This window comes from Prauserella aidingensis, assembly GCF_024171865.1.
Lineage (GTDB): Bacteria > Actinomycetota > Actinomycetes > Mycobacteriales > Pseudonocardiaceae > Prauserella > Prauserella aidingensis.
On the sequence record NZ_JAMTCN010000003.1, the window covers coordinates 166080 to 180300 of the forward strand.

Consider the following 14221-nt stretch of genomic DNA (forward strand, 5'->3'; position numbering starts at 1 on the left):
GCATGGCACATTCGTCGGGCGATGCGGAATCCGCCGCGGCCTCCACCACGTCGACGGCCGACGCCGCGGGCCGACAGGTGGGCGGCACCCGACGGCTGCGGACCGTGCGCCCGGACGGCACGCCCGTCTACCGCCACGAGCAGCCGCCGAGCATGCCCGCCGTCACGGTGACCCGGCTCGGATCCCCACCCCCGTGCGACCCCGCCGACGGCGATCCGGGCTCTCACGACACGGCCGCCCCTCCGGAGCACCGGCACGCCCACGACTTCCTCGTGCTGACGTACGTCGAGCGGGACGTCGGCGCGATCGAGGTCGACGGCGTCGTCCGGCCGCTGCGGACCGGCGAGGTGCTCGCCCTGGCACCGGGGCGGGCCGTGACCCCGGTCGCGGGATCCGCGCCCGCGGACGGCAGTGCGTGGTCGGTCTCGTTCACGCCGGACGCCGTGCCCGCACTGGCGTCGGTGTCCCCACTGACGTGGAGCGGACATCCGCTGCTCGCCCTGTTCACACCGGACGCACCGACCGCTCTCGTCCCCGAACGCGACCGCGACCGCTGGTCACGGCACCTGGCGGAGCTCGCCGCCGAGTTGGCCGCCCCGGAATGTCTCGGCGCGCGCGAAGCGGTCACCAGCCTGCTCACGCAGGTACTGATCGACGCGGCCCGCCTGGCCCCGCCGCAGCCCGACACGCGGGACGCGCTCGTGGAGCGGGTGTTCGACCGCATCGAGCAGACGTTCCGGGAGCCGGTGTCGGCGGCCGACGTCGCGTCCGCACTCGGGTACACGCCGGGACATCTGACCACGCTGATGCGTGAACGCACCGGCAGACCGCTGCTGGAGTGGATCACCGAGCGAAGGCTGACGGAGGTGCGCCGGATGCTCCGGGAGACCGACCTGCCGCTCGGGGTGGTGGCGGCACGGACCGGCCTGCGCGACGCGTCGTACCTCGTGCGCCGCTTCCGCCAGCGCTACGGCATCACCCCGCAGCGCTGGCGCGAGTCCCAGACCGGGTAAAGCCCGGCGGCCAGGAGCTGCGTCCCCGCCGCGACGAGGAGACACACCGTCAACGACCAGGCCAGCAACGCACCGGCGAGCGCGGTTCCCGCGGCGATCCCACCGATCTTCAGGCTCGCACCGAGCATGAACACGCGGGCGCGCACCTCCGCGTCCGCCTCGCGGTGCCGTACGGCGAACAACGCGGCCAGCTGCGGTCCCTCACCGATCCCGCACACGGCCGCGGCCGCGATCGCGAAACCGGGGCCGGGTGCGACCGCCAGGAGGACACCGCCGCCGAGCACGAAGGTGCTCACCAGGAGCGTCGAATCGGGCCGCGGCTGCCGTTTCAGGCGCGCCAGCACGGCGTTGGCGAGCAGTCCGGTCGCAGCGAGGACTGCCAGCAGCAGCGCGCCGCGGTCCGCGTCGCCGAACCACCGCATCCCCAGCACAGGACAGCACACGACGAACATGCCGACCCCGACGTACGACACGACCGACACGGTGGTCGCGCGCGACAGGGACGTGCTCCCCGCGATCGCGCGCAGCCCGGCGACGACCTCCGTGCGCACGCGGGAACCCGGCATCGACCCGCGCCCGCGACCGGCACTGGCGGACGGCAGCCCCAGGGCCGCAGGCACGCCGACGGCCACGACCGCCACCGACACCACGACGCCCGCCTGTCCGCCGACGAGGCCCGCCACCGCTGGGCCGGCGAGGCTCGCGACGCTGAAGGTCATCGCGTCGAGCCTGCTCGCGCGGTCGAGGCCGGATCCGGCGACGGCGGGCAGCTGCGACGACCAGCCACCCGCGACCACGGGGCTGAGCAGTCCGGCAGGCACCGCTGCGGCCACGGCGACGGGTGCGGACACGTGGCCGAGGCACAGGACCACGAGGCCGAGCCCCGCGGCGTAGCCCGCGAGAGCCCCGGCCAGCACGGGGCCGGGTCTGCCGGTGCGGTCCAGCAGTACGCCGATCACGGGACCGCCCACTGCCGCGGCCGCCGTCAACGCCGTCAGTACGGCCGGGCCCTGTGTGATCGAACCGGTCACGGCGACGGCCGCCAGCAGCAGCGCGGGACCGGACATCTCGTCGCCGGTGCGCGCCGCGAGCGCCCCGGCGAGGTACCCGGGCAGGCCACATCGAGGCCACGAGTAACGCCCTGACACATACGAGACGTTACACTGTGATCGTGCCAGGACGCGACGACCGACCACTCGGCAGTTCCGCACGCGCGGCCGCGACGCGGGCCGCCGATCTGGTGAACGTGCTTCTGACCGGCGAACCCGACGTGGAAGCGGTGCGCGCGGTTCTCGTGTCGCACGGCGAACAGGAACCGCTCGACCTCACCGCGGCGGACCTTCCCCGCCTACGCGAGGCCGCACAGCGGTTGCGCACGGTGTTCGCGGCGACCACGGTCACGGCGGCGGCCGACGCTCTCAACGAGCTGCTCGTCCGTCACGCCCGTCCGCCGCGGCTGACCACTCACGAGGGAGCGCACCCGTGGCACGTGCACGTGGACTCCCACGACGACGCGCCGTGGGACGAGTGGCTGATCGCCTCGTCCTGCCTGGCACTGGCGAACCTGCTCGCGGACCGGCAACACGCGCCGGGAGGACTGTGCGCCTCGGCGAGTTGCCGCAGGGCGTTCGCCGAACTCGGCGGCGGGAGTCCGCGGCGCTACTGCTCCACGCGGTGTGCGACCCGCGAACGTGTCGCGGCGCACCGCAGGCGCGAGTGAGGGCCGCGCGGCGCCGTCGTCCGCGCGGCCGGAGTGGAATCGCCCGTCAGAACGCCATCGCCTGGGCGCGGCGCTTGACCTCGGTGCCGTGACTGGTGCGCAGGGCGTTGATCGGTGTCGTACCGGGCAGCGACTCGTCTTCGGCGAACAGCCAGCGCAGCATCTCCGTACGGGTGAAACCGGCGTCCGACAGCACGGTGATCGTGCCGGCGAGGCCCTTGATCACGGCCCCGTCCCGCAGGAAATCGCCGGGAATCATCAGGTCGCCGTCCCGGCGGACGGCGATGAGGTGACCGTCCCGGAGCATCTGCCGAACCTTGTTCTGCGCCACGTTCAGCGTCTCCGCGACCTCGGCCACGGGTACGACCGCGACGTCGGCATCGAGCACATCGTCAGCCAGAGGGATTGCACTCACGTGCTCCACCCTGCCACACGCCACGCCGCGGAGGTGTCGTGCCAGGCTAATGGCGTAGCGGGGACACCGGACACCACCGGCATCGCCCGGCCGTAGGATCCCACGGTGTGACACGGACGGACGAAAATCTCGCCGGAGCGCTGCTCGACCGGCGGTACCGCCTGGACGGGCTACTCGCCCGCGGCGGCATGTCGTCGGTCTACCGGGGGCTCGACACCCGACTCGACCGGCCCGTGGCCATCAAGATCATGGACTCGCGATTCGCCGACGACCGCAGCTTCGTCGAACGGTTCGAACGCGAGGCCCGATCGGCGGCGAAACTGCACCATCCGCACGTGGTCGCCGTCCACGACCAGGGGTTCGACGACACGCCGGGCGGTGAGCAGCGGCGCGCGTTCCTCGTCATGGAGCTCGTCGACGGCGGCACGCTGCGCGACCTGCTCGACGAACGCGGCGCCCTCACCCTGCCGCAGGTGCTGACGATCGCCGAGGACGTGCTCTCCGCGCTCGGCGCCGCCCACGCCGCGGGACTGGTGCACCGGGACGTCAAACCCGAGAACGTGCTCATCGGCCGGGGCGGCCAAGCGGGCAGCGGCGTGGTGAAGGTCGGCGACTTCGGCCTGGTCCGCGCGGTCTCCGCCACGGCCAACACGACGGGCAGCGTCATCCTCGGCACCGTCGCGTACCTGTCTCCCGAGCAGGTCACCAGCGGCTCGGCGGGCGAGCGCGGCGACGTCTACTCGGTGGGCATCCTGCTGTACGAGATGCTCACGGGGCACGTGCCCTACACCGCGGACACGCCGATCTCCGTGGCCTACCGCCACGTCAACGACGACGTCCCCGCACCGAGCGCGTCCCGCAGCGACCTGCCGCCCGCGCTCGACGAGCTCGTGCTCCGCGCGACCCGCAGGGACGCCGAGGCCCGTCCCGCCGACGCGACGTCGTTCCTGGAACAGCTCCGCGAGATCCGTGGTCAGCTGGGCATCCAGCGCACCGCGGTGCCCGTCCCTGCGCAGCGGCACCCCCAGCATCCGTCGTCGCCGTCGGCACAGGCCGCGCCCGAATCGGACGCCGAGCGCACCGTCCCCGCGATGCAGGCGGTGACCGCTCCGACGGCAGGCGGGCCGACCGGAACCCAGGCCCTTCCCCGGTCCGCGGCTGCCACGTCCCCCGCGGCCCCCGACGCTCCCGGGGAGGAGGAACCCGCGACGCCGCGGCGAAGCGGTGGGTGGCTCGCGCTCTGGCTCGTGGCGGCACTGCTGCTGGTGGCCGGCGTCGGAGCCGGAGGCTGGTGGCTGCTGTCGGGCCGCTACGTCGGCGTGCCCGACATCTCCGGCATGGACCGGCAGCAGGCCGCACAGGCTCTCCGCGACGCGGAGCTGACGCCGACGTTCGAGGAGGAGCGGCACAACACGGTGCCGAGCGGCACGAGCATCCGCACCGACCCACCCGCGGGTGCGCAGGCCCTGCAGGGCGACCAGGTGACGGTGATGATGTCGCTCGGCAAGCCGGTGGTGCCGGACATTCAGCAAGGCATCTCCGTGGAACAGGCGCAGCAGGCGATCAAACAGGCCCAGCTGACGCCGACCCGCGACGAGAGCACCGACCAGTACAGCACCGACGTCCAGCAGGGCGCGGTCATCTCGGTGTCACCGCAGCCCGGCACCCAGGTCAACATCGGCACGAACGTCGCCATCGTCGTCTCGAAGGGCCCGGAGCCGCTGCCCGTTCCCTCGGTGGCCGGCATGCCCCGCGACCAGGCGTTCACGACGCTGCAGGAGGCCGGTTTCGAACCGTACGACGCGGGCGAGGAGTTCTCCGCCGACGTGGCGGGCGGGCACGTCGTGCGCACCGAGCCCGCGAACGGCGAGACGGTCGACCAGGGCAGCCGCATCGGCGTGTACGTGTCCAACGCGGTCGACGTGCCGGACGTGAAGGGCAGGCCGCTGCGGGATGCGCGGCAACTGCTGTCCGACGCGGGGCTGAGGATCGCGGGCGATTCCGGCGGTGACGACGACGGCGGCCTCGGCGGCGGCCGGTTCGTGGTGGTCGTCGGCCAGAATCCCGAACCGGGCACGCGGGTCGAGCAGGGTTCCGAGGTGGCCCTCTCGACGCTGCCGTGACCGGCGATAGTGTGACGTCGCACCCACACCCCTCAAGTCGCGCGGTGGGATGCGCCGACAACGTCGGCGGGGACCACGACCAGCCCTGCCGGACGTTTCCGGGTCGGTAACACCACGACCACGTCGGCGTCACGCGCGGCTGGTGCACTGAGACCCAGCCGCATGCACACCATCTTCCGGGAGACTCCTATGGCACCGGAACGGCTCAGCGCACTCGACACGGCCTTCCTCTGCCTGGAAGGCGACGCGACGCCGATGCACATGGGCGCGGTCGCGACGTTCCGCCCCAGGCGGGAGTGGGACGCCGACCACGTCGCGGGGCTGCTCGCCGAACGCGCCGCCCGCATGCCCCGGCTCCGCCGCCGGGTGCGGACCGGCCTCCTCCCGTTCAGCGGCGCCCACTGGGAGGACGACCCGGCGTTCGATCCGGGACGTCACGTCGCCGTCAGCAGCCTGTACGACCGGTACGCGCCCGATCCGCTCGCGACGTTCGCCGAACACTGGATCGCCGAACCGCTCGACCTCGACCGTCCGTTGTGGAGTGTCCAGCTCGTGACGGGCCTGCCGGACGGGGATTTCGCGCTGCTGGTGAAGTTCCACCACGCGCTCGCCGACGGCATGGGTGCGGTCGAACTCGCGCTGGCACTGCTCGACGACATCACGCTGCCGTGGCAGCGCAGGCCCGTCGACGAGGAGCCCGAGGAGAAGCCGCGGTCCCCGCTCGGCGCGGTGACGGAGTCGGCGACGGCGTTGCTCGGCCAGGCCGCCGAGTCGGCGAGCATCGCCGGGTCGATCGTGACGTCGGCGCGTCCGTATCCGCTGTCGCCGACGGCGACCGTCAACTCGCCGAGCCGCCGCATCGGCCTCGTCCGGTTGCCCGCGGGCGACCTCCGCGCGGTCCGCCGCGCGCACGGCGGCACCACCCACGACGTCGTGCTCGCCGTGCTCGCGGGCGCGCTGCGAGAGTGGATGATCAACCGGGGGCAGCGCGCGGACGCACGGTCGTTGCGCGCGCTCGTGCCGGTGAGCCTCCGCGGGCGCAACGGCGGGGATGCGGGCAACAGCCTGTCCGGCTATCTGTGCGACCTGCCCGTTGAGGTGGACGATCCGGTGGAGCGGCTGCGGCTGGTGCGCGAGGCGATGGCGCGCAACAAGGAGGCCGGTCCGACGCGCGGCGCGGGTGCGCTGCCGGTGCTGGCCGGCAGGCTTCCGGCGGGGCTGCACCGGCTGGCCGCGAAGGCGGCGGGGCAGGCGGCGCCGCTGCTGTTCGACACGGTCGTGACGACCGTTCCGGTGCCGAGCATCCCGTTGTCGCTGGCGGGCGCGCGGCTGCGGGAGGTGTATCCGTTCGTGCCGTTGGCGCCGCACCAGTCGGTGGGCATCGCGGTGGCGACGTATCGCGACGGCGTGCACGTGGGCCTGCAGGCGAACGGGCACGCCGTCAGCGACGTGGGGTCGCTGGCCGACGCCGTGAGCAAGTCGATGACGCTGTTGCAGCTGGAGTCGTGACCGGTTCCGGGCCGGGTGCGTGTCCGCCCCGGCCCGGGACGGCGAGTCAGGAGCGAAGCATCTCCGCGACGAGGAAGGCCAGCTCGAGCGACTGCTGGGTGTTGAGCCGCGGGTCGCAGGCGGTCTCGTAGCGTCCGGACAGGTCGAGATCGGAGATGTCCTGTGCGCCGCCGAGGCATTCGGTGACGTCCTCGCCGGTCAGTTCGATGTGCACACCGCCCGGGTAGCTGCCGAGCCGGTTGTGGACCTCGAAGAAGCCCTGCACCTCGTCGACGACCCGGTCGAAGTGCCGCGTCTTGTAGCCGTTGGACGTCTCGTGCGTGTTGCCGTGCATGGGGTCGCACTGCCAGATGACCTTGTGGCCGGAGCTTTCGACCTTCTCCACGATCCCGGGCAGCACCTCGCGGACCTTGCCGTTGCCCATGCGCGCGATCAGCGTGAGCCTGCCCGGCTCGTTGCGCGGGTCCAGGCGTTCGACGTATTCGACGGCCTGTTCCGGCGTGGTGGTCGGGCCGATCTTGAGGCCGATCGGGTTGGCGAGCATCTCGGCGAACGCGATGTGCGCACCGTCGAGTTGCCGGGTTCGCTCGCCGATCCACAGGAAGTGCGACGAGAGGTTGTACAGCTGCGCGTCGGGCGAGGCCGGTTCGTCGAGGCGCAGCATGGCGCGTTCGTAGTCGAGCAGCAGCGCCTCGTGGCTGGCGAAGATCTCGGTGCTGTGCAGCGAGCTGTCCTGCACGCCGCATGCCGACATGAACCGCAGGCCGCGGTCGATCTCGGCGGCCAGGGCCTCGTAACGCTCGCCCGCAGGCGAGGTGCGGACGAAGTCCTTGTTCCAGTCGTGCACCTGGGCCAGGTCGGCCATGCCGGCACCGGTGAGGGCGCGGACCAGGTTCATCGTGGCGCCCGCGTTGGCGTACGCGCGGATCATGCGGCCGGGGTCGGGCACGCGCAGCTCGGGCTCGGGGGCCAGCGAGTTGACGATGTCGCCGCGGTAGACGGGCAGCCCGAGCGCGTCGGTCGAGTTCGACCGCGGCTTGGCGTACTGCCCGGCGATCCGGCCGACCTTCACCACCGGCAGGCTGGCGCCGTAGGTGAGCACGACGGCCATCTGCAGCAGCGTGCGCAGGTTGGCGCGGATGTGCGGTTCGGTGTTGGACTCGAACGTCTCGGCGCAGTCACCGCCCTGCAGCAGGAACGCCTCGCCGCGGGCCACCATGGCGAGCCGCTCGCGGAGCCGGTCGACCTCGGCGGGCATGGTGATCGGCGGCACGCTTTCGAGCAGCGACCGCACGCCCGTGACGTTGTCGGCGTCGGGCCATTCCGGCTGCTGCGCGGCGGGCCGGGCGAGCGCGTCGTCGAGCTGCTCACGCAACGGGGCGGGCAGCGGCGGCAGCGAGGGCAATGCGTCGAGGGGGACGTCCACAGTCCAGTTCACGCCCCTCAGCATACGAATGTCACATGCCGGGACGGCCCCGCCCCGGGTCGGGGACCTGGAGATCTCCTACAGCACTTCGATCCGAACGTCGTGTCCGCTCGAGCGAGCCAACCGCGTGTCTCTGGTCAGCAGGGGGCCCTCCAGCGACTCGGCCAGCGCTACGTAGGCAACCGCTGGGCTGCTCTGTTCACCCTGCCGTTCCTGACGCTGATCGTCGTCGCCATGGCCACCGGGCGACTGCTGGGCGACGGTGGCACCACCGCGGCCGTGGTCGCCGGCATCTGGGTCGGGCTCGCCGAACTGGCGACGGTCGGCGTCGTCGGCCTGACGCGTGCCCACCGTCGCCGCAAGGCGAACCTCGCTCCCTACAAGCAGGCGTACGAGAAGGTCGCACACGCCGTCGTCCACGGCGGACACGGAATCGGCGACCGGTCCGCCGCGGACGACGCGCGCTGAACCCGCGTCAGGCCGCGGACGCCTTGTCGTACAGGGCCTTCGCCTCGTCACCGAAGTACGGACCGAACATCACGTTCGGCAGGAACGTGTAGCCGAAGCTGTTGACCGACTCCTGCACGCCCGTGCCCGTCTCCGGGTCGAAGCTGCTGAACCACGGACCACCGCTGGAGCCGCCGGTCATGTCGCAGTTCATGCCGTGGTCGTCGGTCAGCAGCGGATCGGTGAACGTGCCGCCGTTGCAGTAGGTCAACGTGCTGCCGTCGTACGGCTCGGCCGCCGGGTACCCGAACGAGTACATCTCCCGGCCGCGCTCACCGTTGAAGGCGATCTGCTGCGTGCCGACCGTGTCGGCGACGGTCCTGCCGTTCTTCTCCTCGACCACGGCCATGCCGACGTCGTGGTTCATGTCCTCGTCAGCTTCCCACTGCGGGGTGGTCATTGTCTGCTCGGCGGCCCACTCCCCGTGTGGCGCAGCGCCGTTGTCGTAGCCGGGGACGAACACCCAGTCGGTGTGCCACCCGCCCTGGTACTTCACGCAGTGGCCCGCGGTGACGACCACGCTGCCGTTACCGCTCTCCACGACGTTGCCGCTGCACGACGCGTCCTGCCCGTCCATCGTGAAGAACACCCGGCCCGCCGTCTTCGTGACCGCGCCGCCGCCGGTCCACTCGTCGCCCGTCGACGTGGCGCCCGGGAGGAGGTCCGGCAGCGAGCCGAGGACCTCACTGGCCAGTCCCGTGGACAGCGAGAGCACCTTGTCCAGCGGCAGAGCCGCCCGCATCCGCTGCGGCGTCCAGTCCGCGGCATCGGCGTCCATCCGATGCACCGCGACGTCCCCGGGCTCGTCGTGTTCCTGCGGTGCGGCGGCCGCCGGTACCACCGCCGCCGACGTCACCATCGCCGCACCCGCCACCGCGGCGGCGACCCTTCGCACTCCTCGCGCCCAACGCAACCGCACGATCACGCCTCCTCGTCGGAGATTCACAGAACTCCGCAAGAGTGACGTGGGCAACAGTCGTTTTGTACCGCCGAGTAACCCAGGTGCTCGGACGCCGTTCGGGCTCCCCTCTGACTCCGTACGGAGTAACCGACACCATGCAGGCAGAGGAATCGGCATCAGCTGCCGCGCTGCAGCACCGCGGCGACGACCCGTTCGTAGCCCTCGGTGAACGGCCGGACGGCGGCCTTGCGAGCGCGTTCGCGGCGGACGATGCCGATGGTGCCCACCACCGTCCCGACGAGCAGGAGGCCGCACACAACCGCGAGCACCAGCGCGGTCGTGCCGCCGTCGGCGAACAGCCTTCCGGCGGTCACCAACACGATCAGCAACGTCATCCCGCTGAGCACGGCCAGCGCCACGGCACGGTTGGTCGTCTTCCGGTGCGCGTTGTGCGCCGCGCGGGCCTCGTTCAGTGCGACCTGCGACAACGGGTCCACCCCGAGCTCCCGCCGGACCTGCTCGGCGACCTCGCGGGCACGCGGGTACTGCCGCAGTTGTTCGAGCGGTGGCCCGGTGACGAACAGCGCATCACGCCGGTCGACGCTCTCCGTCCCGGGACGGGCGAGTATCCAGTGGTGCCCGCCGCGTTCCGGGGCCACGGTCTTGAACTCCCAGCCGTGCGCCTCGGCGAGTTCACGACAGCGAGGCCAGGACGCGCAGGGAATGTCGGACACGTCGATCCGAGCGGTACCACCCAGGTCGGCCTGCAGCGCGCTCAGCCGGGCGACGAACTCCGCCTCGGCGGCCGTTGAGTCGTGGTCCGTCACGTCGGCCCCTGCCCAGGCAGGTCCCGCTGGAAGTTGAGCTGGCGATTGTTCAAGCCCGAATACCCGGTCCAGCGGTAGCCGTCCGCCTCGGCGACCTCGCGCACCGCGTCATCGTTCACCCCGCTCCGGAATCCGGACAGGATCGACGTCGTCCCGGTGGCCGTCTCCTCCTGGCGCAACTTCTCCAGCACCTGCTGTTTGCGCTGCTCCATCGGCGTCCGCCGCTGCTGGACGGTCGCGTATCCGGCGACACCGATGACGGCGACCACCAGTGCGCAGAGCAGGCCGAAAAAGATCCAGAGCGCGATGTCCATGTCACCCGTCCAACACGTTGCCGATCGCACCGGGCTCGTCGGCACCGTCCGCCCAGCGGATCGTCTTGCAGATCTCCGCCATCATCGCCACGTAGTCGTCCCAGTCCCAAAGACACTCCGTGCTCAGTGCGAAGAAGGCGATCTTTCCGCGGTCGACCAGAGGGAAGATGACCTGAATCTGGCGCACGTGGCGCATCGTGTCGGTAGGTTCACCCGTCACGTGCACCGGATTCCGGAACCGGTCGTCCTCCACGACGACGAGGCACCGCCCTATCTCCAGGTCGACATAGCGAGCTTCTGCGTTCTTGCGCTCGCGCCGAATCGATTCGAGGACCGGTTCCAACGGCTGCCGAAGATGTCCGGGCATATCCCTTGTGAGGACGCTGAACTGCGCCATCGACGCGGCGTCCGGCTCCCGCTCGGAACGTCCCAGGAACGTCGCCGCATACAGGACGCCCTCGTCGATCATCCGCTCGACCGCGTACTGGTTGGCCATGATCACGTGGAGCAGCTGCTCACCGGACAGCCCCGGCAGACTCGATGCCAACTGCTCCTGCAGCCTCGCCGCGCGAGTGGCCGCGTCAGCGGAAAGGTCGACCGGCCGGAATTCGGCGGGTAACGCGAACGCCAACGGAAAACCTCGTTGGGGGCTCGGGGTCTCGGTATCCAACGTCATCCAACTCTCGTGCTGCGGCGATGCCGGGCCTCAGCCGACCGCACTGGCGAAACCTGCGAGCGAACTCCCCAGATCGCTGAGTGCCGAACCGGTCTGACCCCACTGCCCGACACTCTGCACGCCGGCCATTCCTCCCGCGGCGTAACCGGTGCCGCTTTTGATCGCGTTGGTGGTGTCGTTGCCGATCGCCATGTCCAGACCGGTCGGCACCTGCGATCCCAGGCTGAAGGTGTTCTGCACCGTCTTGGCGATGGTGTCCGCGTTACCGCCGACCGTGCTCGCAACCTTTTCACCGAAAGAACTCATCAGTTGCGCGGGTTTGGCGACCTGGCCGGCTTCCTGGAGCAACACCTTGCCTCCGCTCATCGCTGCCGGAGCCAGGCCGTCGACCACTTGCAGGGAGTCGGTGGCCATCGACATTCCCTTCGACACCGCTCCGACTCCCGGAAGCACACCGAGCGCGTCCGCCCCCAGTCCAACCCACGCGCCGGGCTCGTCCCACTTGTCTTCCTTGACCATCTCACCGCCGTGCGCGGCGAGAGCGACACCGCCCGCGGCAAGCGCGATCGGCCCGGTAACGGGGGCGAGCACGGGAATGAACGACAACGCGCCCGCGACCGCAGAGATCATCCCGGCGACGTCGCCGATCTCACCGAGGTGGTCACCGATCCAGCTACCCGCAGCCGAGAAAGCGTCCCCGATCGACTCGAAGAACCCCTTGTCCGGTGCTCGGTCAGCGGCGGTTCGGAGCGTTTCGGCACAGCTGCGCGCGTCCTGTTCCCACGCGCTCCTCAGCTCACGTGCTTTCCGACGGATGTCTTCGACCTTGCCCCAGGCTTGCCCCGCAGCGCGCCTGGCATCGGCGGCGGCGTCCACATCTGCCTGCTGCTGTTGCCGTGCCGATTCGACCGAGGCGGGATCACTGCCACTGGCGACCGGAGTGTTGGCCTGTGTGGTCGCCTGTTGTGCCGCGGCATCGGCCTGTTCGGCGTTCTGGATGGCCTTGCGGCACTCTTCCTCGAGCTCCGTGGCGTTGCTCTGGTGCTCCTTCAGAGACTCTTTCCAGGTCGACAACGCCTTCCCCGCATCCCGCAATGAGGTGTGGGCGGCGTCGAGATATCCGGGGAGTTCGCCCACCTTGTCGGCGAACGCCTTCGCGGCCTCACCGATCCAGGTGTCCTTCTTGTTCTGGATCGAGGTGATGACCTCGTGGGCCTCTCTCGCGTAGACGCCGGTGTCGCTCATCTGCTTCGCCAGGCCCGCCACCGTTCCGGGGTTTCCGGGGGCGGGGTCGAAACCGAGAGAAGGGAACTGCTCGTCGCTCACGACTTCCCTCCGTTCAGTCCGGCGGATTCAATACCCTGCGCCATCTTGCCGAGACTGTCCTGCAGATCGCCTTCGACGTCCGCGTACGCCTTCTGCGCCTCGGAAAGCCCGTCCCGGACCTCGTCAACGGCTTCCCTCAGCTTGCTCAGCCTTCTTCCCAGTCGGACCGGAAGTTCTCACAGGCTTCGTCCAGCTCGGCCGTCCCGATCGAGTCCTCCGCCGCGTCAGCCAGCTTCTTGGTGGCCGTATCGATGTTGTCGCACGTTCGGTCCAAATCTTTGCCCAACGCGTCGAGACCGCCCACATCCACCGTGAAGTCCGTCATCCGCCCCCAACCTTTCCGGTGCCCGACACTGGCCTTCGCGGCGCAGATCCTAACGCTCGCACCTTGCCGCAGCGGAGTCCGTTCGACATCGAGGCGAGGACGCCTGCAGCGTCGTCCGATCGGCCCGAGCCCTCTGACGCTCACCCCGACCGGGAACCGTCAGTCCTGTTCGACGGCGGAGGAGTCGAGGCATGCGGCGAGTTCCTCCCGTATTCGGCGTTGCTGCTCTGGCGAGAGAGGCGAGAACAGCCGCTTCTCGGCGGAACGGACCTCGATACTGGCCTTACGCAGCAGCGCCCGTCCCTCTCGGGTGAGTTCGGTCGGCAGCGCCCGGCCCTGCGGTGCCTGCTCGGGTCGCGTGAGCAGGCCGCGCTCCTGCAGCCGCCGCAGGACGAGGTTCATCGACTGCCGGGTCACGAACGCGTGCCGGGCCAGTTCGGAGTTGGACAGGCCGGGGTTCTGACCGAGCAGTTCGAGACACGCGTACTGGGGAACCGTCAGTTCCAGCGGCCGCAACGCCTCGTCCATCGCCGTCCGCAGTGACGCGTGAACCTGCTTGAGGACGTAACCCACGGACAGTCCGAGGTCGCCGACCTGCTCCGCTTGCTCCATGTCAGCATTCTGACATACGATCGATGTCAGGACATTGACATAGAGCACGAACACCGGAACACGAACACCACTGCACGAACACCACAGGAGGCGCCATCATGAACGGACGGGTCACGTACTTCGAACTGCCCAGCAGCGACATCGACGCGACGCAGCGATTCTGGGGCTCACTGTTCGGCTGGACGTTCCAGGAGGGGAACTTCCCCGGCTACTCGATGATCCACGGGCCGGAACCGATGGGCGGGTCGCCGCACGACGACACGTCCCGGCACCCGAGGATCTACTTCGCCGTCGACGACATCGAGATCGCCGTGACCCGAGTGCGCGACCTCGGCGGCACGGCAGGCGACCCGGTCACCATTCCGTCCGGCGCCTACGCCCACTGCACCGATGCCCAAGGCGTCGAATTCGGCCTCTCCCAGGAAGCCGGCCACTGAGCCCATTCGTCGTTCGCAGCCAGGCACCCACACCGGCCACGGGCACCACACGAGAACGGGAGGCGGAGCCGCACGGCCCCGCCTCCCATT

General features: G+C 70.4%; 16 protein-coding genes. 6 read left to right on the forward strand and 10 right to left on the reverse strand.

Going from position 1 to position 14221, the window contains the following annotated elements:
* Positions 1–2: 2 nt before the first annotated feature.
* Entirely contained in the window at positions 3–1013 is a 1011-nt protein-coding gene (locus tag LY13_RS04880; RefSeq protein ID WP_253826956.1) for a helix-turn-helix transcriptional regulator, read from the forward strand.
* On the opposite strand, the gene LY13_RS04885 is transcribed toward LY13_RS04880, so the two are convergent.
* Positions 968–2161 carry an MFS transporter gene (locus tag LY13_RS04885; protein WP_253826957.1) on the reverse strand — a complete coding sequence of 398 codons (1194 nt, stop codon included), beginning with the start codon at positions 2159–2161 and terminating at the stop codon, positions 968–970. The genes LY13_RS04880 and LY13_RS04885 overlap by 46 nt on opposite strands.
* Positions 2162–2184: 23 nt before the next feature.
* On the opposite strand from LY13_RS04885, the gene LY13_RS04890 reads away from it, so the two are divergent.
* Complete coding sequence (locus LY13_RS04890; RefSeq protein WP_253826959.1) at positions 2185–2733, forward strand: CGNR zinc finger domain-containing protein; 549 nt, start codon at positions 2185–2187, stop codon at positions 2731–2733.
* Positions 2734–2779: 46 nt separating this feature from the next.
* On the opposite strand, the gene LY13_RS04895 is transcribed toward LY13_RS04890, so the two are convergent.
* Complete coding sequence (locus tag LY13_RS04895; protein ID WP_253826961.1) at positions 2780–3148, reverse strand: Rv2175c family DNA-binding protein; 369 nt, start codon at positions 3146–3148, stop codon at positions 2780–2782.
* A gap of 107 nt (positions 3149–3255) precedes the next feature.
* Between LY13_RS04895 and pknB the strand changes: the two genes are divergently transcribed.
* A complete protein-coding gene (pknB, locus tag LY13_RS04900) occupies positions 3256–5271 on the forward strand; it encodes a Stk1 family PASTA domain-containing Ser/Thr kinase (RefSeq protein ID WP_253826963.1) in 2016 nt (671 codons plus the stop codon).
* A gap of 189 nt (positions 5272–5460) precedes the next feature.
* Entirely contained in the window at positions 5461–6780 is a 1320-nt protein-coding gene (locus LY13_RS04905) for a wax ester/triacylglycerol synthase family O-acyltransferase (RefSeq protein ID WP_253826964.1), read from the forward strand.
* Between the two features lie 46 nt (positions 6781–6826).
* Here LY13_RS04905 and LY13_RS04910 read toward each other — a convergent pair whose 3' ends face one another.
* Positions 6827–8230: a class II 3-deoxy-7-phosphoheptulonate synthase gene (locus LY13_RS04910; protein ID WP_253826966.1), complete on the reverse strand. Its 1404-nt coding sequence runs from the start codon at positions 8228–8230 to the stop codon at positions 6827–6829.
* Positions 8231–8308: 78 nt separating this feature from the next.
* Between LY13_RS04910 and LY13_RS04915 the strand changes: the two genes are divergently transcribed.
* On the forward strand, positions 8309–8674 hold the full coding sequence (locus LY13_RS04915; RefSeq protein WP_253826967.1) for a hypothetical protein: 366 nt from the start codon (positions 8309–8311) through the stop codon (positions 8672–8674).
* Positions 8675–8681: 7 nt separating this feature from the next.
* Here the strand turns inward: LY13_RS04915 and LY13_RS04920 are convergent, their stop codons facing one another.
* The 7 genes from LY13_RS04920 to LY13_RS04950 all read right to left on the reverse strand — a co-directional run bounded on the left by LY13_RS04920 (position 8682) and on the right by LY13_RS04950 (position 13694).
* A complete protein-coding gene (locus tag LY13_RS04920) occupies positions 8682–9572 on the reverse strand; it encodes a trypsin-like serine peptidase (protein WP_253827250.1) in 891 nt (296 codons plus the stop codon).
* A 218-nt stretch (positions 9573–9790) separates the two neighbouring features.
* On the reverse strand, positions 9791–10441 hold the full coding sequence (locus LY13_RS04925; RefSeq protein ID WP_253826969.1) for a hypothetical protein: 651 nt from the start codon (positions 10439–10441) through the stop codon (positions 9791–9793).
* Positions 10438–10755 carry a hypothetical protein gene (locus tag LY13_RS04930; RefSeq protein ID WP_253826970.1) on the reverse strand — a complete coding sequence of 106 codons (318 nt, stop codon included), beginning with the start codon at positions 10753–10755 and terminating at the stop codon, positions 10438–10440. Before LY13_RS04930 ends, LY13_RS04925 begins: the two co-directional genes overlap by 4 nt.
* Before the next feature lies 1 nt (position 10756).
* Positions 10757–11386, reverse strand: coding sequence for a hypothetical protein (locus LY13_RS04935; RefSeq protein WP_253826971.1), 630 nt, complete (start codon positions 11384–11386; stop codon positions 10757–10759).
* Between the two features lie 75 nt (positions 11387–11461).
* The gene (locus tag LY13_RS04940) at positions 11462–12757 is read right to left on the reverse strand and encodes a hypothetical protein (protein WP_253826973.1); all 1296 of its coding nucleotides are present in this window, start codon (positions 12755–12757) and stop codon (positions 11462–11464) included.
* Positions 12758–12902: 145 nt separating this feature from the next.
* Positions 12903–13082 (reverse strand): hypothetical protein, encoded by a 180-nt coding sequence (locus LY13_RS04945; RefSeq protein ID WP_253826975.1) that lies wholly within the window; start codon positions 13080–13082, stop codon positions 12903–12905.
* A 159-nt stretch (positions 13083–13241) separates the two neighbouring features.
* On the reverse strand, positions 13242–13694 hold the full coding sequence (locus LY13_RS04950) for a MarR family winged helix-turn-helix transcriptional regulator (protein WP_253826976.1): 453 nt from the start codon (positions 13692–13694) through the stop codon (positions 13242–13244).
* 98 nt (positions 13695–13792) lie between these two features.
* Between LY13_RS04950 and LY13_RS04955 the strand changes: the two genes are divergently transcribed.
* Positions 13793–14131 carry a VOC family protein gene (locus LY13_RS04955; protein ID WP_253826978.1) on the forward strand — a complete coding sequence of 113 codons (339 nt, stop codon included), beginning with the start codon at positions 13793–13795 and terminating at the stop codon, positions 14129–14131.
* Positions 14132–14221 lie beyond the last annotated feature (90 nt).

Excerpts from the sequence above, each read along its gene's own strand:
- LY13_RS04880 (WP_253826956.1), top strand. The coding sequence starts at position 3 with ATGGCACATTCGTCGGGCGATGCGGAATCCGCCGCGGCCTCCACCACG.
- LY13_RS04905 (WP_253826964.1), top strand. The coding sequence starts at position 5,461 with ATGGCACCGGAACGGCTCAGCGCACTCGACACGGCCTTCCTCTGCCTG.
- LY13_RS04910 (WP_253826966.1), bottom strand. The coding sequence starts at position 8,230 with ATGCTGAGGGGCGTGAACTGGACTGTGGACGTCCCCCTCGACGCATTG.
- LY13_RS04920 (WP_253827250.1), bottom strand. The coding sequence starts at position 9,572 with ATGGTGACGTCGGCGGCGGTGGTACCGGCGGCCGCCGCACCGCAGGAA.
- LY13_RS04930 (WP_253826970.1), bottom strand. The coding sequence starts at position 10,755 with ATGGACATCGCGCTCTGGATCTTTTTCGGCCTGCTCTGCGCACTGGTG.
- LY13_RS04945 (WP_253826975.1), bottom strand. The coding sequence starts at position 13,082 with ATGACGGACTTCACGGTGGATGTGGGCGGTCTCGACGCGTTGGGCAAA.
- LY13_RS04950 (WP_253826976.1), bottom strand. The coding sequence starts at position 13,694 with ATGGAGCAAGCGGAGCAGGTCGGCGACCTCGGACTGTCCGTGGGTTAC.
- LY13_RS04955 (WP_253826978.1), top strand. The coding sequence starts at position 13,793 with ATGAACGGACGGGTCACGTACTTCGAACTGCCCAGCAGCGACATCGAC.